Genomic DNA, 22,852 nt, shown 5'->3' with positions numbered 1-22,852 from the left:
CTCCCCCCTTAATTATATTATGAAAATAACAGCTGTGCTTCATCGCACAGCTGTTGACAAAAGATTTTCGGTTGTAACGATCGACCGATGCTCTACGTCAATTGTAAAACGGTGACGCCGTTCCCGCCTTCACCAGCTTTTCCAGGCCTTGCGGAGGCAATACGCGAGTGTCCAGCGGCAGCATCATTAACTGCTTTCCGGAGCGCACCGGTTCCTTTACCGTGGATGATGGAAACGGATGTATAACCGGCCAGCAGTGCGTCATCAATATATTTTTCCAACTTTTTTACTGCATCTTCGTAGCGTTCCCCACGTAAATCGAGCTCTGTTTTTACGTGATGACCGAAGCCTTTGACTGCTGTCACCGGCTTTTCCTGCACCGTTGGCTGTTTCTGTATAAATTGCAAGTCGTTTCTTTTTACTTTTATTTTCATCATACCAACTTGAACGTAATACTCTTTTGCATTAACTTTTTCGATAATTGTTCCTTGCTGATTGGCTGACAGAAGCATCACATCATCGCCTGGATGAAGTTCGCGATTCGGTTCAGACCGTTTGTTTACGGTTTGCGATGATTTGGATGACAAATCAGGCTTTGCTTCTTCCAACATTTTCTTTGCTTCAATCCATTCATGGTCTTTCAACTCTGCCTCTGTTTTCATATTCCGTATTTCATTAACAATGGTTTCTGCTTCTTCACGCGCATTTGTCAATGCCTTTTCAGCTTTTTCTTCTGCTTTTTTATAAAGGGTTTCTCGCTGATTTTCAAATTGTTTCCATGCTTTTTTCAGTTCATCATGCAGCTGTTCACTTTCTTCAAGAACGTTTTGAGCTTCTTCATAAGCCGCTTCCGCTTGGTGATGCGATTCTTCAAGAGAAGCAATCATATTCTCAACATTCCGGGAATCGGTTCCGATTTTATTTTTTGCTTCCTCGATTATCGATGCATTCAGACCAAGTTTGGCAGAAATATCAAACGCATTGCTACGTCCCGGCAGGCCAATAAGTAAACGATAAGTTGGCTTGAATGATTCCACATCGAATTCCACAGAAGCATTAATGGCGTTGTCACGATTAAATCCATATGCTTTCAGTTCCGGATAATGTGTCGTTGCCACAACCCGCGCACCACGTTCTATGACTTCATCGAGTATGGACATAGCCAAGGCAGCACCTTCCTGTGGATCTGTTCCGGCACCAAGTTCGTCAAACAGCACCAATGCATTCGAACCCATTTGCCCCAAAATGGATACAATGTTGTTCATATGGGAGGAAAACGTGCTTAAATTTTGTTCAATTGACTGTTCATCCCCTATATCAGCGAAGACATCCGTGAAAACAGCCATTTCACAACCATCATCTGCTGGGATTTGAAGGCCAGACTGTGCCATGAGGGTACACAGACCAATCGTTTTCAGTGCCACTGTTTTACCACCCGTATTTGGACCCGTGATAACAATCGATGTGTACTCCCGGCCAAGTTCTACATCATTCGGCACAACATCCTCCCGCGGGATAAGCGGATGGCGGACTTGTTTCATGTTAATCCATCCATCATCATTCATCACCGGCATAGCAGCATGCATATCCCGGCTCCATTTCCCCCGTGCGGCGATAAAATCAATATCGGCAAGCAAACGCACATTTTCCATAAGAGATGTTTCATGGTCAGCTATATCATTGCTTAATTCATGAAGGATTCGGTCCATTTCCTGTTTCTCGTTCGCCCTGGATTCTTGCAGCTGGTTATTAAGATCAACAACTGCTTGCGGCTCCATAAACAAGGTAGCCCCGGATGTAGACTGATCATGCACAATTCCACCTACCGATCCACGGTATTCCTGTTTCACCGGCAGGACATACCGGTCGTTGCGGATAGTAATAATGGCATCAGACAGCATCTTGCTTTTTGATTTTGTGTAATGATCGAGTTTGTCGCGGACCCTGCTTTCATTGCTGCGGATGGATGAGCGTATCCCACGAAGTTTGACGGATGCACTGTCCATAATATGGCCGTTGTCATCAATGCAGCTGTTTATGGTGGTTTCTAGTTGACGTATGGTGATAAGCTGTTCGCTGAGATCGTTCAATATCGGTAAAGAAATGTTTAACTGATTAAAAAACGTCTTCAGCCGCCGGACAGCATAAAGAGTTTGAGAAACATCAAGACACTCCTCGGCTGTCAGTGTCCCGCCTATAACACTTCGATTAACGCTTGCGCGAATGTCGGTAACACCACCCAACGGTATATCCATGTTAAGTCGAAGAATATGACGTGCTTCATCCGTCTCTGCCTGCAATTGATTGACCTTTTCAATATCAACTGATGGTTGCAAACTAGCTGCACGTTCTTTTCCTCTGGATGTTGCGGCTTGGCTTTTCAACAGATCCCGTATTTTATTAAATTCTAACGTTTCCAATATTTGTTCATTCATCAGAACGATCCCCTTTTGCACGTAATCCAATTTGCAGGATTGAAAGAAAACCCTTGTGCTAAATCACCGACCATCACGATTCATGAACGCCTTTAGCTTTTCCACGGACCATGTGTTCAAAACCGTTTCCTTATTCAGCCACCCTTTTCGGGCTGTACTTACACCGTATGTCATGTGATCCAGCATATCATAATCATGGGCGTCGGTATTGATAGCAATCTTAGTACCAGCTTCTTGCGCGCGACGAGTCCATTGACTCGAAAGATCGAGACGATTTGGGTTGGCATTGATTTCCAGAGCTGTACCTGTCTCAGCCGCTCGCTCTATAAGTCGGTCGATGTCAACATGATAACCTTGACGCCGACCGATAAGTCTTCCAGTCGGATGGGCGATAAGTGATACATTGGGATTTTCCAATGCAGCAAACAACCTGTTCATAATCTCATCTTGAGACTGCTGGAAGCTTGAATGAATGGCACCAATGACAAAATCCATCTCCTGTAAAAAAGCGTCATCAAAATCCAGCGATCCATCAGGCAATATATCCATTTCGACTCCTGCAAAGATATGGATATCATCATATTTATCGTTCAGTCTATTTATTTCTTCCCGTTGTCTGCGAAGCCTTGTTTCATTTAAGCCGTTGGCCACACGAAGAAACTTGGAATGATCGGTGATCGCGATATGGTGATATTGCTTATTGCGGGCACGGTTCACCATTTCTTCAATTGATTGACCACCATCACTCCATGTGGTATGCATATGCAAATCGCCAAGGATATCACGCTGTTCAAGCAACGATACAGATTCATGGAAAGACTCCACCTCACCCGTATTTTCCCGTAATTCAGGCGGAATATAATGCAATCCCAAATGACGGAACAATTGCTCCTCACTGACAAAAGTCACTACGTCCCCGCTTTCTTCGGATTCAACACCATATTCATTAATCTTTTCTCCATTCGATTTGGCGAGTTGTCTCATAGCGACATTATGGTCTTTGGATCCAGTAAAGTGATGAAGCGTCGTTGCAAATTCCTCAGGGGCAACAATCCGAAAATCCACGTTGACATCATAGGCATCGGCAAGAACGAGCGATACCTTTGTTTCTCCGTTGGCTATCACTTCTTTTATCCGATCCAGTTCCAGAAGTTGATCACGGACAGATGCAGGGTGTTCGGAAGCAATGATAAAGTCGATATCCCGCACTGTTTCCCGAAAACGTCGTAAACTTCCTGCACGCGAATAGTCGCTTATGTCATGTATGGTATCCAGATATTGTTCTACACGTTCAGCAAGTGGCAGCATATAAGCAATGGGCAGTCGTTCTGGACGTTTATTGACTTCATCCAGTGCAGCTATTATTTTTTCAGCTGATTTTTTGCCGAACCCTTCAAGGGACTCTATTTGCCCGTTTTCACAAGCTTGTTTAAGTGAGTCTGCATCGGTCACCTCGAGTTTATGATAGATTTTTGACAATTTTTTGCCGCCCAAACCGGGAACGTTCAATAGTGGCAATAGCCCTTCCGGAATTTCTTTTTCCAATTCCGTTAATGTTTCGGATGTCCCATTTTCAATATAGGCTGCTATAACAGCGCCTGTTCCTTTACCAATTCCTTTAATTTTGGTGACGTCATCGATATCTGCAATAGATCGATCATCGCGTTCAAGTGCCTGTGCAGCTTTCTGATATGCTGAAATTTTATACGGGTTGTCCCCTTTCAGTTCCAAATAAAGAGCTATTCTTTCGAGCAGCTTAATAACATCTTTTTTATTAACCGTCATGGCTCTCCCCTTTTTATCACGTTCTTGTTGCACTATGGCTACCAGTTCACAGCTACATGTTCATCAGATCGTCCATATGCATGAACCACATCGATTTTATTTGTTCAGATAAAATCGGTGTGTTTTCCAGGATAATCAGTGCAACAGACGAATCATTGATCCAAGTCTGGATCTGCTGAACAGGTGCCAATGCTAATATGTATAAAACAATAAAGATCAGCAGATAAATTTCTGCAAATCCAAGCACAGCACCTAACCAACGATTAACGGCATGCAGTATCGGCAGTTCCGCTACAAAATCAAGCATGGAGGCAACGATTTGCAAAAGCATTTTTGTTGCAAAAAAGATAACAGCAAACGCAATGGCATTATAAAACGTACCTTCAAGTGGCACAGATTGAAGGAAATCTGCCCATTCACCGCCGTTTTCCAAATCCGGGTATGGTATGAACAACGTCAGTTTCGGTGCCAGTTTATCATAGTAAAGAGCGGCAAGAATAAACGCAGCGATAAATCCTATTAGATGAAATGCCTGAAGGATGAATCCTCGTTTCAAGCCCATAAAAAATCCAAATACTAATAAAGCAATGAGAATGAAATCAACCATGCCGGTTATCCTCTTTCTTGTTTATTGACCCTAATAGTGAAGCATATTCTTCTTTTAACTTCATGTAATCGCTCATCGTGTTCACGGCTGTAAGCACGGCCAGCTCTGTCGATGTAAGTTGCTGGTTGGAGTTATGAATGTCACGCATTTTCGAATCAACCTGACTCGCAACTAAACGGACGTGGTTGGAGCTTTCATGACCAATAACGGTATAATGGCGATTATATATTTCAACAGTTTCGCGTGTTTTATCATTCTGGGTCACCAAGGGCCCTCCCTATCAACGAAAATGATCGCATTTATCGTAACACAAAGACTGCCACCAAGGAAATGCAAATGTATTTTTGCATTCATACCATACACAAAAAGCAGCCACCAAATAGGTGACTGCTTTCTACACAAATCATGCACGGATCATGTCCGCACATAGGCATCAAACGTCTCATTAATGGATGCTATGATTTGTTGATAGGACTCTTCCACTTCATCATCCTGCAATGTTTTTTCCGGATCCTGATAGAACAGACTGAACGCAACAGACTTCTTGCCCTCAGGTACGTTATCCCCTCTATACACATCGAAAATATAAACATTTTTAACGAGCGGTGTGCCTTCTGTTTCAATTTGTTTCTTGATATCTCCAGCCTGTACAGCTTCATCAACGATAAATGCAATATCTCTGGCAATCGATGGATATTTCGGAATCGGTTGATAGCCAGTTGTATTCGTGCAACGTTCAATTATTTGATCAAGATCAAGATCAAATACAAAGGTTTCTTTTAGATCCATTTCCTTCTCCAAATTCGGATGTGTCTCACCCAGAAATCCGATCACACGTCCTTCTGTCAAAATGGTAGCACAGCGACCCGGGTGCATCTCAGGCAAGCGCGTTTGTTCAAGGGAAATCGGGATATTTAAATAGGCAAACAACCCTTCAATAATGCCTTTTACAAGATAAAAATCCACCTGCTTTTGTTCATGTTGCCACGGATGATGCACCCATTTGCCTGTCACGGCACCTGCAAGCCGCAAATTTTCCTCCGGCAGTTGTGAAAGTGTTCGTTCGCTCGTAACAAACACGTTACCCATTTCAAAATAACGAATGTCCATTTGATTTCGCGCCTGATTATACGCTAATGATTTCAACAGTTCCGGAAGCATGGTCAAGCGCAAATAATTATGATCCGCACTCATTGGCATGGGAAGCTTTATAGGTTCTGGCTCTTTCTCACGCAATTCCGGACTCATCAGCCGCCCCACAGAAGACTCATCCGTCAACGAATACGTGATCGTTTCCATCAATCCGGCACTCTGCAAATAGCCGCTTATCTCCCGTTTCAGCTGTTGTCGTGCAGTTAATCCACCTGCTTGCGACGATCCTTCAGGCAATGTATAAGGCAGATGATCATACCCATACATACGAGCAAATTCTTCCAACATATCCTCAAATATTGCAATATCCCCACGCCGTGTCGGCACGGTTATCGTAAACCAATCGCCTGTTTTCTCAAATGGAAATTGCAGCTTGTTCAGTATCGTTTCCATTTCAGCTGATGTTATTTCTGTGCCAAGCCGATGATTGATCGCTTGTTGACTTACTTTAACCGTCTTTTCGGAACGATCAAGTTCATCAAAAGCGGCAGATCCGCTCAGAACCGTTGCACCCGCATATTTTTCAAACAAGTGGCATGCACGGAAACCAGCACGTTCCACCCGATTGGGGTCCACCCCTTTTTCGAAACGCACACTGGAGTCACTCCGCAATCCAGTGTCATTGACAGCCGTACGTACAGTCTGTGGATCGAAATAGGCAGCTTCGAGCAGGATGGTGGTCGTATCTTCCTTAACCTCCGTGTCCGCACCACCCATAACACCGGCAAGTGCAACCGGCTCCTGTCCATTTGTAATAACAAGATGATCACTCGATAACTCCCGGTCTTCGCCATCCAGTGTGACCATATGCTCACCATCACCCGCACGGCGGACGACGACGCTAGTGGAGCCAAAACGGTCGTAATCAAATGCATGGAGCGGCTGCCCATATTCCAGCAGCACGTAATTGGTAATATCAACGACATTATTAATTGGTCGGATTCCGGCTGCCATTAAAGCATTGCGCATCCATAGCGGCGACGGTTTTATATCGATATCTTTCACGATAAATGCTCCGTAGTATGGATTTAAATCAGGTGCCTCCACATCGACTGATATATAATCGGTCGTCGTCTGCCTGGCGTCCGGATGAATCTGTTCGTCTGGCAAGGTTAATGGCACATCTAATATCGCTGCGGCTTCATACGCAACGCCAAGCATGCTTAATGCATCGGCACGGTTTGGCGTCAGATCGAATTCCAAAATGGTGTCATCCAGATTCAAAAGTCTCCCGGCATCTGCTCCAACTTCTGTATCATCAGGAAAAACAAAAATGCCATCCGCAGCATTTTTCGGAATATATTTTTCCGCAATGCCCAGTTCCTGCAAAGAGCAAATCATGCCATTGGATTCCACTCCGCGCAGTTTTGTTTTCTTTATTTTGACATTGCCCGGAAGCCGGGAACCCGGTTTGGCGACCGCCACCTTTTGTCCTTGCTTGACATTCGGTGCCCCGCAAATAATTTGCTGTTTCTCATCCCCCATATCAACCTGGCAAAGATGCAATTTATCAGCATTCGGATGCTGCTCGCATGTCTCAACATAGCCGACAACAAGATCGCTGGCATGATCGGCAATATTATGAAGTCCGTCCACTTCGATACCGGTCCTGGTTACTAAATCGGCAAGTTCTTCAGGAGTTACCGAACCGGTATCAAGATAATTATTCAACCAGTTTACCGACACAAGCACTATAAAGTTCCTCCTTTTGCATAATGATATTGCGTGAGAAAACGTTTGTCATTGGTATAAAAATTTCGTATATCATCAATTCCATATTTCAGCATGGCGATACGGTCCGGTCCCATGCCAAATGCAAAACCAGTATAGATTTCCGGATCATAACCAGCCTTTTCCAGAACGTTCGGATGCACCATTCCCGCTCCGAGTATTTCAATCCATCCGGAGTACTTGCAGACTGAACAACCATCTCCCTGGCATACTTTACAAGAAATATCCATTTCAACCGATGGTTCAGTGAATGGGAAAAAACTTGGCCGCAAACGAATACGTCGATCTTCACCAAATATACGTTTGGCAAATTCGTTAAGAACACCTTTCAGATCACTCATCCGGACATGTTCGTCAACATAAAGCCCTTCAATCTGTGTAAATTGATGGGAGTGGGTTGCATCATCTGTATCCCGACGGAAGACTTTGCCCGGGCAAATCATTTTCACGGCCTTCGATCCACTATATTGTTGCATCGTTCTTGCCTGTACCGGTGATGTATGTGTACGTAGCAGCAACTCATCGGTTAGGTAAAACGTATCTTGCATATCACGTGCCGGGTGACCTTTTGGCATATTCATGGCCTCAAAATTAAAGTAATCGGTTTCCACTTCCGGACCTTCCCGCACTTCAAATCCCATACCGATGAACAAGTCCTCTATTTCCTCGATGATACCTGTAAGTAGATGGGCCCCGCCCACCTGAACCGGCCGGCCCGGCAATGTCACATCAATCGCTTCTTGTTCCAGTTTTTCCTCCAAAGCTTCTTGTTCAAGCACATCGATTTTTTTCGCAATTTCATCAGTAATAGCTTTACGAATTTCGTTAGCCATTTCTCCTATGGCGGGTCTTTCTTCTTCAGGTAAACTGCCCATGCCGCGCAACACACTGGTGAGTGATCCCTTTTTTCCAAGATAAGTCACTCGTATATCCTGAAGCGCCTTTAAATCAGACGCTTCCTCGATGTTATCGAGTGCTTCCTGGCGAATTGCTTCTAATTGTTCTTTCATCACGATGCCTCCTTATCCTGCTTTCCAGCCTTCTCAGACCATATAAAAAGCCCCGTCCCATAAAAAAAGGGACGAGGCTATATTAACGCGGTACCACCCTTATTGACACACATCTTTAGTGTCCAGCTCTGTTTGATAACGGATTCCTCATCCGGTGCACCTTTACTTTTTAAACGGTCCGAGTGCCGGCTCCAGAGTGAAATGACTATAAATGCCCACAAAGGTGCTTTCAGTCCGTGACACCTTTTCCCTTTAGCTGGCGCAATGTTTTACAGCCCGTCTCTTTCCAAGCCTTTCTAACATATGCGAAGAAATCTCTTTAATTATAAATAGTTTACATTAAATTTGCAAGCATCAGTTGTTAATGTAGTACATCAACACGCCGGCTGCAATGCTGACATTCAACGATTCCGCTTTTCCACGGATTGGGATTCGGACAGATTGATCACTCATCCGAATGATCTCCTCACGAATGCCAGCCCCCTCGTTGCCGACGATGAGCGCCGTTTTCGAAGTTGTCGGCAGTTGTTCATACGACGTGGCATTTTGAACCGAGGCAGCCCACACCGTAAATCCTTCCTGCTGTAACGAAGAAATGGTTTCCTTCAGGTCAGCCTGTACAACCGGTAAATGGAACAGCGACCCTTGTGTTGATCGGATGACTTTATCATTATACAAATCCACAGTACCTTCTCCAAGCACGACACTATCAAAACCGGCAGCATCCGCTGTCCGGATAATCGTGCCCACGTTGCCGGGATCCTGCAAGCCGTCCAGCAAGATCACTGTATCGCCATCGATTTTTTCCGACTCTTTGATCGTTACAGTGGCGGCAATGCCTTGTGGTGTTTCTGTCTGAGCAACATGCTGCATCACACTTTTGCTGATGAAAGTTACCGGTAAATATTGACACCAGCCCGGACAGTCAATCCCTTCCTGCAAAATGATTTCAACTATATTCCACCCGTTTTCATAAGCTTCTTCCACCACATGAAACCCTTCAGCAAGAAACATGCCGGCTTTTGACCGACCTTTGCGTTTATGCAGTTTCACCCATTGTTTCACTTTGTCATTTTGCAGTGATGTCACTATCATGCTTCATCCCACGCGATCGTTTTTCCCTCTTATCATACATATTCCTAGCCTTACAGGTCAAACTATCCCTAACGTTATCATTCAGAAGAGGTGTTTCATATGGATTTGAATTTACGCAAAGCGATTTTATCCAATATTGCAACCAATGATCAAGAACAACTGGAAGCAACGATTGTTGATGCCATTCAAGCAGGCGAAGAAAAAATGCTTCCCGGTCTGGGCGTGCTGTTCGAATTAATTTGGACACAGTCGGACGAACAGGATAGACAGGACATGATTGAGGCACTGGAACAGGGAGTCAAGCAGTCCAGTTCCACATAAGGGGCTGGGACATAATTAAACAAATCACTTCTAAACACGAACAATATAGTTAAGACGTAGTCACCGCTCCGGAAAAACACTACGCTTTCACCTTGCCAGGCACAAGCGCGACATCTGTTCAAGCTTCCTTTGGTCGCTTTCACAGTGTCTTCTTTGCCGCGGGCGCTGATAAGCCTCCTCGTGCTCGTCGCGTTGCAAGCTTATTCGTCGAAGCCTACGCATGGAAGCTTTGCTTTGTGCTTATCGCACTGTGGGGTCTTATCTAGGCTTTTCATCCCGCAGGAGTCTTCGTGTTTTTCCTACGCTAAACGAAAAATCCGAACTTATTCAATTTTTTTCGAATAATAGTTCGGGTTTTTATTTAACTAAACGTCTCTTGTCCCAGCTCCTTTTTTAAGTTCTGATAGAACGTTAGCATGTGAAATAGTTAGTGATTGTCACATGCTAACGGAATATTGTTTAACCCAGTTTTATTTCCTTCACCTTATCATTGTCGAGCTTTTTAATGGTCTCAACTACCAATTTCACCGCATTTTCGAAATCATCACGATGCAGAATCGCTGCATGCGAGTGAATGTAGCGGGTCGCGATGGTGATAGATAATGATGGGACGCCATCTGCCGTTAAATGAATGGATCCTGAATCCGTACCGCCACGAGCTAACGATGCGTACTGATATGGTATGTGTTTTTCATCGGCTGTATCAACGACCAAATCACGGACACCCTTACTCGGAACCATCGATGCATCATAAATGATAATTTGCGGACCTTTCCCAAGTTTGCTATCCGCTTCCTTATCCGAAACACCAGGCATATCCCCTGCAATACCGACATCCACGCCAAAGCCGATATCCGGTTTAATGGCATGAGCGGATGTGCGTGCACCGCGGAGACCGACTTCCTCCTGAATAGTGCCGACACCATAAACAGTATTTGGATGATCTTCCTCTCGCAACTGTTTCAGCACTTCAATCGCTATGGCACAACCAATCCGGTTATCCCATGCTTTTGCCATCAGCATTTTCTCGTTCATCATCTGTGTAAATTCAAAATAGGGGACAATTGAGTCACCAGGCCGTACACCAAATTCCTGCGCTTCCTCTTTGTCCGCCGCACCTATGTCTATGAACATGTCCTCTATTTTAACTGGTTTTTTGCGTTCTTCACTGGAGAGAACATGCGGTGGTTTAGAACCAATAAGACCCGTAACATCCCCTTTAGCAGTCATGATGGTGACACGCTGAGCGAGCATAACCTGGCTCCACCAGCCGCCAACGGTCTGGAAGTAAACAAATCCGTTATCATCGATTCGGGTCACCATAAAACCTACTTCGTCCAAATGACCGGCCACCATAATTTTCGGTCCATCGATTTTTCCGGTTTTCTTTGCAACCAAACTTCCAAGGTTGTCCGTATACATGTCATCGGCATACGGGGCAATATATGTTTCCATCACGTCCCTTGGTTCTTTTTCATTGCCTGGAATTCCTCTAGCATCGGTCAAATCTTTCAGCATCGTATTGGTTTCATCTAAATTCGCCATATGCAAACCTCCTCATAGTATCCTCTTACATTATAACGCTTTCAGCGGCAATGACAAGCAGTGCCCCTACTAGTATCCCTCATCTTGACGCTGATAATTAATATTATTTTTTTCCCGGTACGCACCAATGATGGCCTGTTCATCAAATCCAAGCAATTCCCCAAGCCTTACATACTCGCCAAACAATTCCTGATAATGCTGTTCGGATGGATGATGGTAAAAAGCATTACATGCATCATAAACGCGGATAAATTGCTCGAGTTCGTTAGGAGACTCGGTGTTAATCGTACCCGGTTCATTTCGATAGCCTTTTTCCAGCCCTAATGAAAGGATGAAATGAATACCATCAACATATTCCTCTAAAATGATGGACTGTTCATTCCTTGATTTCGTACTCCAAAATTTGAAGCAACGTGTCTCATTGGCCAATTCTCCTAATTCGGTCAACAGAGCGAGATACTTTTTATGAAACAAATCCTCTTTTTGTAAGTAGTGCTGCGATGCAATATATTCATCCAATTGATTTTGCATAACATATAACGATGACCATTCCATGGCATATTCCTCATTTCTCTTTTTCTTCATTTTAACATGTTGTCTCTGTCCGCGTGAAAAAATCATGCACACCCGTATGGACGGATGTGCATTGTGCATTTATGTGCTGACTTGAAAAAAATCATCCCATTTAATAATCATTTCTTTTCTTCGCAGGAAATAGATAAAAGGTAAGAGAGCGAACAAAAACAAGAGGGTATGAAAAGGGGACAATTGTGACATCCATTGTCCGACAGAGGTATAAATAAATGCTAATGGTATGTTGGTCAGAAGTGACGATTTGGTATAGTCACGGAAGTTTGTCGAAATCTCAATAAGACACAAAGACAATAAATGAAAATGGATAAAGGGAACAAGCCGCAGTATCGCAATTTGAGACGTCGTAAAAGCGGCATGACTGCCAACGAGACGCTGTTTCAATCCGCTAAATTTTGCAAAGGTTCGGGGCATCCGATGAACAAGTCCGTAAAACATCATGCTAGACAGCGTTATGCCTATAACTGAATACAGTGTTCCAGCTGCTGGTCCAAAAAGAATGCCGCCTGAAATACATATGAATACAACCGGCAAGAAAAAAAGCGGCCGCAACAAATGAAAACTGATAAATAAGACCGGTGCGAACAGACCGCCATTTTCAATAAATACCAGCAAATAATTTCCAAAAGGCTCCATATCTTCCCTCCTACATATTGTTCTGTTTTCCAACCATCGCTATATCCATATGACAATAGACGAGCCTTTATGACAGAAATGCCACAGCGAGGAGAAAAGCTCCTTGCAGAATAATCAGCATAGGAATACCAATGGTGAACGACCAGTGTTTCGTTTTATGACGATACTGTTTCATTCCTAAAAACGTGCCGATCGCACCACCAAAAATCGAAATCATCCAAAACGTCCGCTCCGATATGCGCCAGGCATGTTTTTTTGCCTTTCGTTTATCAATTGCCATTAATAAAAATGAAACAATGTTGACACCTATTATAGACCATATAATCAGGCTTGTATTATCCACTCCGATATTCCCCTTTCAAATAAAAAAAGAGCCAAACCCGTTTAAAGGATTTGACCTCTTTTGACGCTGGAGAGAAACGCGAAAAATGATCTTATTTTAATGCCGCTTTTGCCTGATCAGCGAGTTGAGCAAACGCTTGCTCATCATTGACGGCCAAATCGGACAGCATTTTACGGTTAACATCCACACCGGCCTGTTTAAGCCCGTGCATCATTCGGCTGTATGAAAGATCATTCATGCGTGCTGCAGCATTGATGCGTGCAATCCAGAGTTTGCGGAAATTGCGTTTTTTCTGCCTGCGGTCACGATAAGCATATTGACCGGATTTCATCACTTGTTGTTTTGCTTGTTTAAATAACGTCCGTTTCGAACCATAATATCCTTTTGCCAGTTTTAATACGCGTTTGCGACGCTGTCGTGTTACTGGTCCACCTTTTACACGTGGCATAGTCAATCCCTCCTGAGTACTATTAAATAGTCGTTTTTATGCAAAATCAGTTCAATGCTTATTAATAAGGAAGCATTGTTTTAATACGTCTGAAGTCACCTTTGGAAACAGTCGTTGTTTTACGCAGGTTGCGCTTCTGTTTTGGTGATTTATTCGCAAACAAGTGGCTTGTGTACGCATGTCCGCGTTTTAATTTACCTGTGCCTGTTTTGCTGAATCGTTTCTGTGAACCTTTATGAGATTTCATTTTTGGCATACTGGTATCCTCCTTGTGCCTAAGCTTTATTTTTCTTTAATTGGTGCAAGCATCATAAACATATTGCGGCCTTCCATCTTCGGCTTGGACTCAACTGTTGCTACATCATTTGTTTCATTTGCCATACGGTTGAGTACTTCGCGCCCAAGGTCTTTGTGTGTGATGGCACGTCCCCGGAAACGGACCGATGCCTTCACCTTATCACCCTTGGACAAAAACTTCCTGGCGTTGTTCAATTTGGTTTTGAAATCATGTTCGCCAATTCCGGGAGTGAAACGCACTTCTTTAACATTAATGACTTTTTGGTTTTTGCGTGCTTCCTTTTCTTTCTTTTGTTGCTCATAACGGTATTTCCCGTAATTCATAATCCGGCATACTGGTGGTTTAGCGTTCGGTGCCACCATAACTAGATCAAGGTTCTGCGTTTGAGCAACATCGAGCGCTTCGTTCCGTGATTTCACTCCCAGCTGATCGCCGTTCGAATCGATCAGACGCACCTCTTTGGCACGAATTTTTTCATTGACGTTCATTTCTTTGCTAATTCCCAGCCACCTCCATTTTTGGTTTGGTTGATCCGTCATTGACAAGTGGTCCTTCTATCCAAACAAAAACGTGCGGGCACACTATGCACCCACACGTATCCGTCGTTTGCTTTAAAGTAGGAAAACCAGTCAACAGCATCTTATGCGTCAATCAGGTGAGAAGCGGGTGCTTCTGCTTGTCTCAGATCATATAAAGTTTAACTTTTAAAGTGTAGCATGGTCCACGTTTTTTGTCAACATCCAGAACCGCATGACATTTAACATTCGATAAGCGTGTATCATTAGTGCAATTGATCTAAAATAACTTGTAATTCAGACAATTTTTCATTATAATTTTATTTAAGGAACATATAAGGATTAATTCCATAAATTAATTTTATAGCCTAATAAAGGAGTGATATAATTGACCTTATCCAAATTACACGGAATTGATATTGATCGATTAATGAGCAACATAGAAGACTACGCTCAATATGGGAAAAATGAATATGGCGGAATTACGCGCCCTAGTTTTTCAGAAGAGGATAAAAAAGTCAGGAATAAATTTATTAATGAACTAAAGGATTTAGGTTTGGAAATTACCGTGGATGGAGCTGCCAACATATGGGCCAGAAAAAAAGGAACCGGCATGAAAACAGGAGCCATTGTCGTGGGTTCTCACCTTGACTCTGTTCCAAATGGAGGAAAATTTGATGGCCCTTTAGGTGTTTTAATGGCCAAAGAATTACTCATTTCATTGGAAGAACACAATATACAGTTAGACCATGATTTAGAGATTGTAAGCTTCACAGCGGAAGAATCCAATGATTTCAATCTATCGACATTTGGAAGTCGTTCATTTACAGGAAAACTGCCTCTTGAAAAATTGAAAGATGTAACGGACAGCACAGGTACAAAACTGACAGATGCATTGTTGGAAGTGGACGGAAATCTGGATTCTTATCCGGAAATGTACCGCCAATATGAGGACAAAAAAGCATTTTTCGAACTTCATATCGAACAGGGCAAACGTCTGGAAAGTCAAAATATCTCTGTTGCATCCGTTGACCGTATGGCTGGCGTTTATAGGAATAACATTAAATTAATAGGAGAATCAAATCATTCAGGCACGACAACAATGGATTCACGTACCGACGCTCTAACGGCTGCCTCCGAAATGATTCTTCAAGTGGAAAACGTCTGCCAGGAACATAAGAACGATGTCGTCGGTACCGTTGGAAAGGCAAATGTTTATCCGAATGCCACCAATATTGTCCCTGGAGAAGTTGAATTCTTATTTGAAGTCCGCGGTCAAACCAATAAAGAAATGTTTCACTACGTCATATCGGAAATTCTGTCGCAGTGCAAAGACATTGCAAGCAAGCGAGGTATTACAATGGAAGAGGATGTTATTATTAACCAGGATCCGATTCCGCTTGACAACGATTTGATCGATGTTCTCAATCAATCGGCCGAACAAGTTAATGAACCTCACTTAACATTAACAAGCATGGCTGTACACGATGCAGCGCATATGTCATCGGTCACGAAATCCGTTATGCTTTTTGTTAAAAGTATCGATGGCAAAAGTCACTGTCCTGAGGAATACACCAGACCGGATGATATAGAGGCTGCCGGAAAGGTTCTATTACAGTCGCTTATCAGTGCAGATGCTAAATTATCCTGACTGCATACATGAAATCATATCGGCAAATTTGATTACAACATCTACTTTATTGACTTTTTAGAATAATTCCTGTCAACGTATCTAGAAGCGTAAATAATTTTAAGATACGGAGACAGGAATTACTTAATTTTCTATCTAGTTAACGGACATTTTGCCACTCAGATGATGTATACGTATAATTGTGTGCTTTATGCAGTTTCATCTTCATTGTGTGGGTCATTTGTTATTTTTTCTAAAGATACCGTCTCAAATAATGATTTTTTCATCTTAAACTTTACCCACCAAGCAGCAAAAATAACGGTTATCCCTAAGAATATTAACGAATATTTATATATTTGTCTCGCTTCATCAGGATCTGGACTCATATTAAACATTACATAAATCATCCCTAACAGCCCTAATATCTGAAACGTTATACCAAATGGGGATTTAAATCCTCTTTTAACATCAGGATATTTAAATCTTAAAATCATAACATCTATATGAGCTATACAGTACGTCACTAACCAACAAAAACAACCAGCTAAAATAAGTATACCGACCGTTTCGCCATTGGCAGTTCCGGATAATACTAAAATCAGAAAAAGCGCACTTAAAAATACGACACCTACCCAAGGTGCTCCGAACCTATTCAAACTTCCAAAAACTTTAGGTAATTGACCTCGTTGTCCCATTCCATACAGCATTCGGGCAACTGAACCGATAATTGTATTCATTGTACTTGCTGTTGCAAAAATAGCAGCTACACCCATCCATATTTGTCCCGTTCTCCCTAACATGGCACTTGCAGCCTCAACGTGAGGAGATGCTGAATTTGCCAATATATCAAGCGATACAAACTTTATTGAAGCAAGTCCAAATAACATATTCGCAATAAATATAACGGTTAATCCGATTCCTATCGCTATAGGAATCGTAAAATTAGGTCTTTTAGTTTCTTCAGCCATTGGTGTGATAAATTCAATACCTATAAAAAGCCAAATAGCAAGTGCGGTTAATCCTAGAACACCCCACCCAGTCTCACTTGCCATATTCATTGAATACTGTACCGGTTCTCCCGGAAGTTCAATTCCAGAGATACCTAATATTCCAAGAATAACAGTTGATCCTATTAAGAGGGTTGTTAATGCTACTTGGAATGAACTAAACGCCTTTACTCCAAGCACGTTGATTAACGCAATAATCACTGTTATCGTAACTGATACAATTACGGGATCAAGTCCCGGCGCAAAAACATCAGTAAAAATGATTCCTGCAACAGCAGCTTCGGCAGCACCAGAAAAAATACTAACTAAAACATACCCGCTAATGACAGCAATTATTCCTACAAAAGGACCCATAGCAGGTAATGTATAATGATTGATCCCCCCAGCTACGGGCATAATACTCGATAGTTCTGTAAAGGAAGCATAAGCAAATACCATAAGAATTAATGCTGCTAACATGGCAAATATAAAGCCTGTTCCTCCTGCTCCAAATCCCTGTCCAAGCGAAACTAATGCGCTTGAACTGACAACAATGCCTACTCCAATAGCCGTTGCTCCCCATAAGCCTATTGTTCGTTTTAATTGGCTCATTTTGTACCTCCTGACTAAAATTATAAATCATCGACATAACAAACTTGACTTCAAGGCATAGCTTTTATTTCTTTATTATCTATTGAGTTCCAAAAGTATGAGAAGTGAATATCCCGACAGCATTTCCGAAAGATAAAATCTCACTAAATTGAAAGCGGTGTCATTTTGCTTAAAACAACATTAAGAAATAATTCTGATGATCATTAACTTATAAAACCTCCTCTTTTTTACTATACTATTGGAATAATTCCTTAATGATTCCTTATTTCAGATTGTATACATCTTTCTTATAATTGTCAATAAAAATTGTAATTTTTTAAATTTATTAAAAACTATTTAACGGCAATTTCAAAATTTTGGACAAGAAAACCTCGACAGTGGTGCATCGCACGAAAAAGCGGGGTTTCTTTTTGAGGTTAGTGCCGGATAAGTGGAGTGCCGAGGTTCAATACTGATTATATTGTTTTCATTCTAATTACCATTCATTTTTTTATAATCAACGATCGATCCCAAGCAGCATGCTGCTTGGGATCGATCAAGAGAAACGCTATTCATCGCCTTTAACACCATAAGATGGCGCTTTTACAGGGTTAAGTGCTCTAACTTTGTAATCTTCAGCTTGTGGCTTATAAATTTCCCATAAGTTCTTTAAGTCATTAAGTGGATCCTCACTATAATCCACTCGCAAATCCACATATGGAAATGGGACATCTTTATACACAAGGAGCGCAATGGAATGCTCTTGATCCAATTCTCCTCCCATCTCAAAACCGGTATCGATTGCTGAAATCAACCGTTCAGACAAGGAAAGATTGTTTTCTTGCAGAAATTTTTCTCCCATAGCCTGTGGGATATCCGGGTCTTTCAATAAATTTCCGATACTGGCGACATTATCTGAGCAAAATTCTCCCGATACACCCAGTGCTTTGTCACCGGTGAAAACGGCAGATTCACCGTTTTTATCAACGACCGCGAGCTGACGGTATTCTGGGTAATCACTTGCTTCTTTCATTGTCCGAATTGCTGCGTCCGCATTATATCCTTGTTCCATTGCTGTAAGACCAACAGTGGCAAGTCTTGGATCCGTTACATTCTGGGGAAGAATAACGCCCACATCGTTTTTCCCCCAAGCACATCTAGAGCCAACAGCTGGGCTGCTCGATGTTACAATGACTCCCAATGCTCCAGTTTCCGGACACCGGCCTGCAACGGAAAACGTATTCGTAGCTTCCATTCCACAATTCCCTCCATAGATTCAGTAGTAAAATTTATAAGATAATTGGTTATTCATCATCACTTATTACGGCTTCCACATCGATTTCCATCAACATTTCCGGTACCGCAAGACCATTTACAATCAAACCTGTACTGCACGGATAAACATCTTCAAAATGTTCAGCTATGACAGGATAAACCTTGCTTCTATCATCGCGACTGAGAAGATAAACAGTCATTTTGCAGATATCATTAACAGTACCGCCAGCTTCTTCAATTAATTGCTTAACACAGTGGCATGCATTATCCGCTTGCTTGGCTACATCACCTTTACCATGAAAATTGCCTTCAAAATCAAAACCGGTTTGACCTCGCAAGAAAATTCTGTTGCCAGCTTTTACGGCCATACTTAATTCATTATCGATGTGATGTTCAGGCTTCCCCAAATCACTAGGATAATAGTTTTTGGTTTTAAACGTTCTGATTCGTTCAATCTTCATTATTAAAATCTCCTTTTTATGTTATATTCGGACATTGTTTATTAGATTTCTATGAATCAAATAAGTAACAACTATGAACCTGTACGGTCCAGAGATAACAACAACAGTTGTTGTGCATCTTTAATTTGATTATTTAAGAGGAGAGTACGAATGCGTGTTGAAGAAATGACTTCGCCTTCATCGCAATGAATCGGTTCAAAAACCTCAACTGAAAAGTACTCTTTCAGTGTGTTTATATCTCCATTCCGATCCCTGCCGAACCGGAAATCAGGGCCTTCCCATATTTCTATTGGATTTAACTCTTTCAATTCATTTATAAACATATCTGTACCTCTTGATAAAAAAGCCGCATCAAAAGACGCTGTGATAACGTGATCCACACCTAATTTCTCCAGCTTTTTCAATTTCTCCGATAAAGGTGTAAGGAGTATTGCATGCTGAAAATAAACCTTAGGCGGAGGGTCGAATGTATATACAACCAACGGAACGTTATAAGCCTTCGCTTGCAAACGTGCATTTTTTATAAGCGTTTGATGACCGACATGCACGCCATCGAAAGCTCCAATGGTAACTAAGGATTCCGGCAATTGTAAGGTATCAGCACTATGGACTTTCATAAAACCACTCCCATCCTTTATCGGAAGAAAATTATTATTTACTTAGCATATTCTTTGCTGGAAAGGTTAGCACCTTTGCGCACCAATTCACGCTGTTTTTCCATATCAAAACTGTTATAAGCTGCCATATGCTGTGCAAACGGTGGACTTTGGGCAAACAGTTCAAACGTTGTACGATGGCCTGCATATGAAGAATTTAATAGATCACGAGCAAAATATAAGAGTTTTGCCCTTTCTTCTGGTGTCCATACTTCACCAGCATCTTCACCAACAGTATAATATTTGTCTATATACTCTTTCGTATCCGGATTTAACAGAGCTGCTGAGTCAGGCGTTATTGCCAATTGCCCACCTACCAGTTCGCGTGTTAAATGTTGCATAGCCGGAAAGTTTTGAATAGCATAAATACGACCTGTATAAAGCAGTGATTGATTTGGCATCATCAACCCACCTGGACTTTCTTCGGCGTTGCTGACGGCAGCCGTTAAATGGGCGTTAATTCCTTCACGATAGGTAATTAATTCTGAAAGCTTTTCTTTAACAGGCTGTATTTTCGTTAAGCCTGTTTGTTCTGCATTCAACAAAGCTGTACCGATTAAATAGTCCGCTCTGCGCAGAATCCGAAGTGTATAATTAAACGCTGAATAACGGTGCAGCGTGTTGCGGATATAACCGGCAGACTCCCGGGAACGATGGAATAATACATTATCCCAAGGAATGAGCACATCATCAAAAACTAATAGTGTATCAATTTCATCAAAATTGGTTGAAATAGGATAATCCGTTTCGTTTTTATCAACGCCAAAGGAACTGCGGCAAATATGCTTTAAACCAGGAGCACCCATGTCACAAATGAATCCGCAAGCAAATGGGGCCATGCTTTCTTCACTAGCTTGCCAATCAAGAATTGTTGGCTTAACAAATGCTTGGTGTGCATAAGCAGCTGCCGTTTCAAACTTAGCTCCTCTTACAACAATACCTTCATCATTTTCTTCCACTACATGAAGAAGCTTGCCGCCATCTTTTCCGCCAAAAAGTTTGCTCCGATCTCCTTTTGGATCCGTGTTAGCCGATACGTGAAATAAGTCTTCCCGTGCAACCCGGTCCACGTGATATTCTATATTTCTAGCAAATCTTGGATCAACATCATTCAATTGATCTTGTGCGTCATATAAAGACCACATCTCTCCGATGGTTTCATCACCCATACGGTAGACGACTCCACCTAAATCATCCAAAACCGTTTCAACATACGTACGAATCGCTTCTAAATCTTCTTTTGATGTGGGCAGCTTATATGCTCGGCAAATTTCTTCCCCATCCGGAAGTGTTGTTGTCATTTTATCTTTCAGTTCCGGTTTATGATTCAAATCATACATACGCGCCTTTGCGTCCACAATGGGCTTGAAAGAAGGATGTTCTGCAACATTCGTTATCTGTTCGCCATCAATGTACACTTCACGTCCATCATTAAGAGATTTTTTATATTCTTCGCCTGTCATCAAAGCCATTATTTTTCCTCCTTAGTATTTATAATTAACTTAAATATCATGTTTCTAGATATGGCCCCCGGCACTGTCAATCAAATAATGTCCTAAACGTTTAGCATTTTCCGTGTGTTGTTTAATAGCGCTTATAGCTTTTTCTTTATCGCCAGCTTCAAACGCTTCCACCAATGCAATATGATCATCAGCAAGACTGGTCAACTCATTGTGAGCCGTCTGATCATTGGCCAACAAAGCAGCACGTATGGCGCTGGCCATCACCTCTTCCGCTGTTACCTGACGATATGAGTTCAATAGCGTGGTGTTTTCGGCTATGGCTACTGTGAAATCATGAAAAGATTGGTTAGCCTCGGTGTATTGGTCAGCTGATAAAAATGAACCGTCGTTTTTCGGCAATGTGTCTTTCATGCGTTTTTTCAAATCATCAAGTTGCTGATCTGACAGATGACCCACCGTCTGCTCGACAGCAGCAATTTCCAAGGCTGATCGAGTATCCAGAGCCTCATTCAGTGTTTTGGTATCAAGTGGACTCACACGATAATGATCTTCTTCCATACGGTTAATAAGTCCATTTGATTCCAACCGTATCATTGCATAGTAAACGGCTTGACGTGGTACATCAAACTGATAAGCGAGATCATTAATGTTTAATGTTTGGTCTGGTTGAAAATTACGTTCAAGTACCATTTTGCGAATTTCCCTGAACACCCGTTCATCATTCGCATCTTGAAAATGTCCGAATTTACCACGGAAATAGGCCAGTGGCATCCCTTGTTCGGCTTGTGCATTCTGGACCTCCGCCAAAAATACAGAATGTGTTCCCCCTGTTACTTCTTCAGCCACACGGCATTCCAGATGTGCAAGTACATCGTTTAGTAAAGGCTCTCCCATTTCACCGTATGTGGTATCTACACCTTGGAATTTATCTGTATTGGCCCGCGCAAACTGTTTTGCCAATTCACTCTGATCTTCATGAAGAATGTTGACACCGAATTTTTTTGATTCAGAGATGGCATTACATGTTCCAGTCTGTTTATTAACACACACAATCAACATCGGTGGATCCATCGATAATGAAGCAACTGCACTCGCAGTAATACCAAAGTCCGTCTCATCTTTTCTGGTTGTAATAATTGTGACACCGCTTGCAAAATGCCCAATGACATCACGATATAGGTCACGATCTACAAATTGTTTTCCATTGGAATCAACTTCAGTAAATTCAGCACTCATGGAACCCTTCCTCCTTTTATTTAAGGATATTGTCTTTAAATG

General features: G+C 42.2%; 22 protein-coding genes and 1 other annotated feature. Of the genes, 2 read left to right on the top strand and 20 right to left on the bottom strand.

What is annotated here, in order from left to right; all coding sequences use genetic code 11:
• Positions 1–92: 92 nt before the first annotated feature.
• The 7 genes from ACZ5Q7_RS09645 to ACZ5Q7_RS09615 form a co-directional block, all read right to left on the bottom strand.
• A complete protein-coding gene (locus ACZ5Q7_RS09645) occupies positions 93–2,435 on the bottom strand; it encodes an endonuclease MutS2 (RefSeq protein WP_343750563.1) in 2,343 nt (780 codons plus the stop codon).
• A gap of 63 nt (positions 2,436–2,498) precedes the next feature.
• Entirely contained in the window at positions 2,499–4,220 is a 1,722-nt protein-coding gene (gene polX, locus ACZ5Q7_RS09640; RefSeq protein WP_343750564.1) for a DNA polymerase/3'-5' exonuclease PolX, read from the bottom strand.
• A gap of 52 nt (positions 4,221–4,272) precedes the next feature.
• Positions 4,273–4,827 carry a CvpA family protein gene (locus tag ACZ5Q7_RS09635; RefSeq protein ID WP_343750565.1) on the bottom strand — a complete coding sequence of 185 codons (555 nt, stop codon included), beginning with the start codon at positions 4,825–4,827 and terminating at the stop codon, positions 4,273–4,275.
• Positions 4,820–5,092 carry a cell division protein ZapA gene (zapA, locus tag ACZ5Q7_RS09630; protein WP_343750566.1) on the bottom strand — a complete coding sequence of 91 codons (273 nt, stop codon included), beginning with the start codon at positions 5,090–5,092 and terminating at the stop codon, positions 4,820–4,822. Before zapA ends, ACZ5Q7_RS09635 begins: the two co-directional genes overlap by 8 nt.
• Positions 5,093–5,241: 149 nt before the next feature.
• A complete protein-coding gene (gene pheT, locus ACZ5Q7_RS09625) occupies positions 5,242–7,671 on the bottom strand; it encodes a phenylalanine--tRNA ligase subunit beta (RefSeq protein ID WP_343750567.1) in 2,430 nt (809 codons plus the stop codon).
• Positions 7,671–8,720 carry a phenylalanine--tRNA ligase subunit alpha gene (gene pheS / locus ACZ5Q7_RS09620; protein WP_343750569.1) on the bottom strand — a complete coding sequence of 350 codons (1,050 nt, stop codon included), beginning with the start codon at positions 8,718–8,720 and terminating at the stop codon, positions 7,671–7,673. Before pheS ends, pheT begins: the two co-directional genes overlap by 1 nt.
• Positions 8,721–9,074: 354 nt before the next feature.
• Positions 9,075–9,812, bottom strand: a complete 738-nt coding sequence (locus ACZ5Q7_RS09615; protein WP_425542324.1) for a TrmH family RNA methyltransferase — start codon at positions 9,810–9,812, stop codon at positions 9,075–9,077.
• Between the two features lie 102 nt (positions 9,813–9,914).
• Between ACZ5Q7_RS09615 and sspI the strand changes: the two genes are divergently transcribed.
• Complete coding sequence (sspI, locus tag ACZ5Q7_RS09610) at positions 9,915–10,136, top strand: small acid-soluble spore protein SspI (protein ID WP_343750571.1); 222 nt, start codon at positions 9,915–9,917, stop codon at positions 10,134–10,136.
• Positions 10,137–10,595: 459 nt separating this feature from the next.
• Here the strand turns inward: sspI and ACZ5Q7_RS09605 are convergent, their stop codons facing one another.
• The 7 genes from ACZ5Q7_RS09605 to infC all read right to left on the bottom strand — a co-directional run bounded on the left by ACZ5Q7_RS09605 (position 10,596) and on the right by infC (position 14,485).
• Complete coding sequence (locus ACZ5Q7_RS09605) at positions 10,596–11,681, bottom strand: M42 family metallopeptidase (RefSeq protein ID WP_343750573.1); 1,086 nt, start codon at positions 11,679–11,681, stop codon at positions 10,596–10,598.
• Between the two features lie 69 nt (positions 11,682–11,750).
• Complete coding sequence (locus ACZ5Q7_RS09600) at positions 11,751–12,236, bottom strand: dUTP diphosphatase (protein WP_343750575.1); 486 nt, start codon at positions 12,234–12,236, stop codon at positions 11,751–11,753.
• A gap of 99 nt (positions 12,237–12,335) precedes the next feature.
• On the bottom strand, positions 12,336–12,908 hold the full coding sequence (locus ACZ5Q7_RS09595) for a TVP38/TMEM64 family protein (RefSeq protein WP_343750577.1): 573 nt from the start codon (positions 12,906–12,908) through the stop codon (positions 12,336–12,338).
• Between the two features lie 67 nt (positions 12,909–12,975).
• Entirely contained in the window at positions 12,976–13,251 is a 276-nt protein-coding gene (locus ACZ5Q7_RS09590; RefSeq protein ID WP_343750578.1) for a DUF1294 domain-containing protein, read from the bottom strand.
• 91 nt (positions 13,252–13,342) lie between these two features.
• Positions 13,343–13,699 carry a 50S ribosomal protein L20 gene (gene rplT, locus ACZ5Q7_RS09585; protein WP_343750579.1) on the bottom strand — a complete coding sequence of 119 codons (357 nt, stop codon included), beginning with the start codon at positions 13,697–13,699 and terminating at the stop codon, positions 13,343–13,345.
• Between the two features lie 61 nt (positions 13,700–13,760).
• A complete protein-coding gene (gene rpmI, locus ACZ5Q7_RS09580) occupies positions 13,761–13,955 on the bottom strand; it encodes a 50S ribosomal protein L35 (protein ID WP_343750580.1) in 195 nt (64 codons plus the stop codon).
• Between the two features lie 26 nt (positions 13,956–13,981).
• Positions 13,982–14,485, bottom strand: a complete 504-nt coding sequence (infC, locus tag ACZ5Q7_RS09575; RefSeq protein ID WP_343750691.1) for a translation initiation factor IF-3 — start codon at positions 14,483–14,485, stop codon at positions 13,982–13,984.
• Between the two features lie 70 nt (positions 14,486–14,555).
• Positions 14,556–14,681, bottom strand: a sequence feature (ribosomal protein L20 leader region).
• Positions 14,682–14,900: 219 nt separating this feature from the next.
• On the opposite strand from infC, the gene ACZ5Q7_RS09570 reads away from it, so the two are divergent.
• Positions 14,901–16,163 carry a M20 family metallo-hydrolase gene (locus ACZ5Q7_RS09570; RefSeq protein ID WP_343750581.1) on the top strand — a complete coding sequence of 421 codons (1,263 nt, stop codon included), beginning with the start codon at positions 14,901–14,903 and terminating at the stop codon, positions 16,161–16,163.
• A 188-nt stretch (positions 16,164–16,351) separates the two neighbouring features.
• Here the strand turns inward: ACZ5Q7_RS09570 and ACZ5Q7_RS09565 are convergent, their stop codons facing one another.
• From ACZ5Q7_RS09565 to ACZ5Q7_RS09540, 6 genes are all read right to left on the bottom strand, one after another.
• On the bottom strand, positions 16,352–17,740 hold the full coding sequence (locus tag ACZ5Q7_RS09565; RefSeq protein WP_343750582.1) for an APC family permease: 1,389 nt from the start codon (positions 17,738–17,740) through the stop codon (positions 16,352–16,354).
• A gap of 547 nt (positions 17,741–18,287) precedes the next feature.
• Positions 18,288–18,974 carry a DUF1028 domain-containing protein gene (locus ACZ5Q7_RS09560; protein WP_343750583.1) on the bottom strand — a complete coding sequence of 229 codons (687 nt, stop codon included), beginning with the start codon at positions 18,972–18,974 and terminating at the stop codon, positions 18,288–18,290.
• Positions 18,975–19,023: 49 nt separating this feature from the next.
• Positions 19,024–19,455: a RidA family protein gene (locus ACZ5Q7_RS09555; protein ID WP_343750585.1), complete on the bottom strand. Its 432-nt coding sequence runs from the start codon at positions 19,453–19,455 to the stop codon at positions 19,024–19,026.
• Positions 19,456–19,526: 71 nt separating this feature from the next.
• The gene (locus ACZ5Q7_RS09550; RefSeq protein ID WP_343750586.1) at positions 19,527–20,072 is read right to left on the bottom strand and encodes an FAD synthetase family protein; all 546 of its coding nucleotides are present in this window, start codon (positions 20,070–20,072) and stop codon (positions 19,527–19,529) included.
• A gap of 38 nt (positions 20,073–20,110) precedes the next feature.
• Positions 20,111–21,583 (bottom strand): 4-hydroxyphenylacetate 3-hydroxylase family protein, encoded by a 1,473-nt coding sequence (locus ACZ5Q7_RS09545; RefSeq protein WP_343750587.1) that lies wholly within the window; start codon positions 21,581–21,583, stop codon positions 20,111–20,113.
• A 45-nt stretch (positions 21,584–21,628) separates the two neighbouring features.
• A complete protein-coding gene (locus ACZ5Q7_RS09540) occupies positions 21,629–22,810 on the bottom strand; it encodes a flavin reductase (protein WP_343750588.1) in 1,182 nt (393 codons plus the stop codon).
• Positions 22,811–22,852 lie beyond the last annotated feature (42 nt).

The organism is Lentibacillus halophilus (genome assembly GCF_055395055.1).
The sequence above is the reverse complement of the archived record's forward strand: the minus strand, read 5'-3'. Positions and strand labels throughout refer to the sequence as shown.

What these genes read in the sequence shown, in the direction of transcription:
- ACZ5Q7_RS09595 (WP_343750577.1), bottom strand. Translation starts at nt 12,908, where the DNA reads ATGGAGCCTTTTGGAAATTATTTGCTGGTATTTATTGAAAATGGCGGT.
- sspI (WP_343750571.1), top strand. Translation starts at nt 9,915, where the DNA reads ATGGATTTGAATTTACGCAAAGCGATTTTATCCAATATTGCAACCAAT.
- ACZ5Q7_RS09555 (WP_343750585.1), bottom strand. Translation starts at nt 19,455, where the DNA reads ATGAAGATTGAACGAATCAGAACGTTTAAAACCAAAAACTATTATCCT.
- pheS (WP_343750569.1), bottom strand. Translation starts at nt 8,720, where the DNA reads ATGAAAGAACAATTAGAAGCAATTCGCCAGGAAGCACTCGATAACATC.
- rplT (WP_343750579.1), bottom strand. Translation starts at nt 13,699, where the DNA reads ATGCCACGTGTAAAAGGTGGACCAGTAACACGACAGCGTCGCAAACGC.
- rpmI (WP_343750580.1), bottom strand. Translation starts at nt 13,955, where the DNA reads ATGCCAAAAATGAAATCTCATAAAGGTTCACAGAAACGATTCAGCAAA.
- ACZ5Q7_RS09560 (WP_343750583.1), bottom strand. Translation starts at nt 18,974, where the DNA reads ATGGAAGCTACGAATACGTTTTCCGTTGCAGGCCGGTGTCCGGAAACT.
- polX (WP_343750564.1), bottom strand. Translation starts at nt 4,220, where the DNA reads ATGACGGTTAATAAAAAAGATGTTATTAAGCTGCTCGAAAGAATAGCT.
- ACZ5Q7_RS09545 (WP_343750587.1), bottom strand. Translation starts at nt 21,583, where the DNA reads ATGGCTTTGATGACAGGCGAAGAATATAAAAAATCTCTTAATGATGGA.
- ACZ5Q7_RS09645 (WP_343750563.1), bottom strand. Translation starts at nt 2,435, where the DNA reads ATGAATGAACAAATATTGGAAACGTTAGAATTTAATAAAATACGGGAT.
- infC (WP_343750691.1), bottom strand. Translation starts at nt 14,485, where the DNA reads ATGAACGTCAATGAAAAAATTCGTGCCAAAGAGGTGCGTCTGATCGAT.
- ACZ5Q7_RS09635 (WP_343750565.1), bottom strand. Translation starts at nt 4,827, where the DNA reads ATGGTTGATTTCATTCTCATTGCTTTATTAGTATTTGGATTTTTTATG.
- ACZ5Q7_RS09605 (WP_343750573.1), bottom strand. Translation starts at nt 11,681, where the DNA reads ATGGCGAATTTAGATGAAACCAATACGATGCTGAAAGATTTGACCGAT.
- ACZ5Q7_RS09565 (WP_343750582.1), bottom strand. Translation starts at nt 17,740, where the DNA reads ATGAGCCAATTAAAACGAACAATAGGCTTATGGGGAGCAACGGCTATT.
- ACZ5Q7_RS09540 (WP_343750588.1), bottom strand. Translation starts at nt 22,810, where the DNA reads ATGAGTGCTGAATTTACTGAAGTTGATTCCAATGGAAAACAATTTGTA.
- ACZ5Q7_RS09600 (WP_343750575.1), bottom strand. Translation starts at nt 12,236, where the DNA reads ATGGAATGGTCATCGTTATATGTTATGCAAAATCAATTGGATGAATAT.
- ACZ5Q7_RS09550 (WP_343750586.1), bottom strand. Translation starts at nt 20,072, where the DNA reads ATGAAAGTCCATAGTGCTGATACCTTACAATTGCCGGAATCCTTAGTT.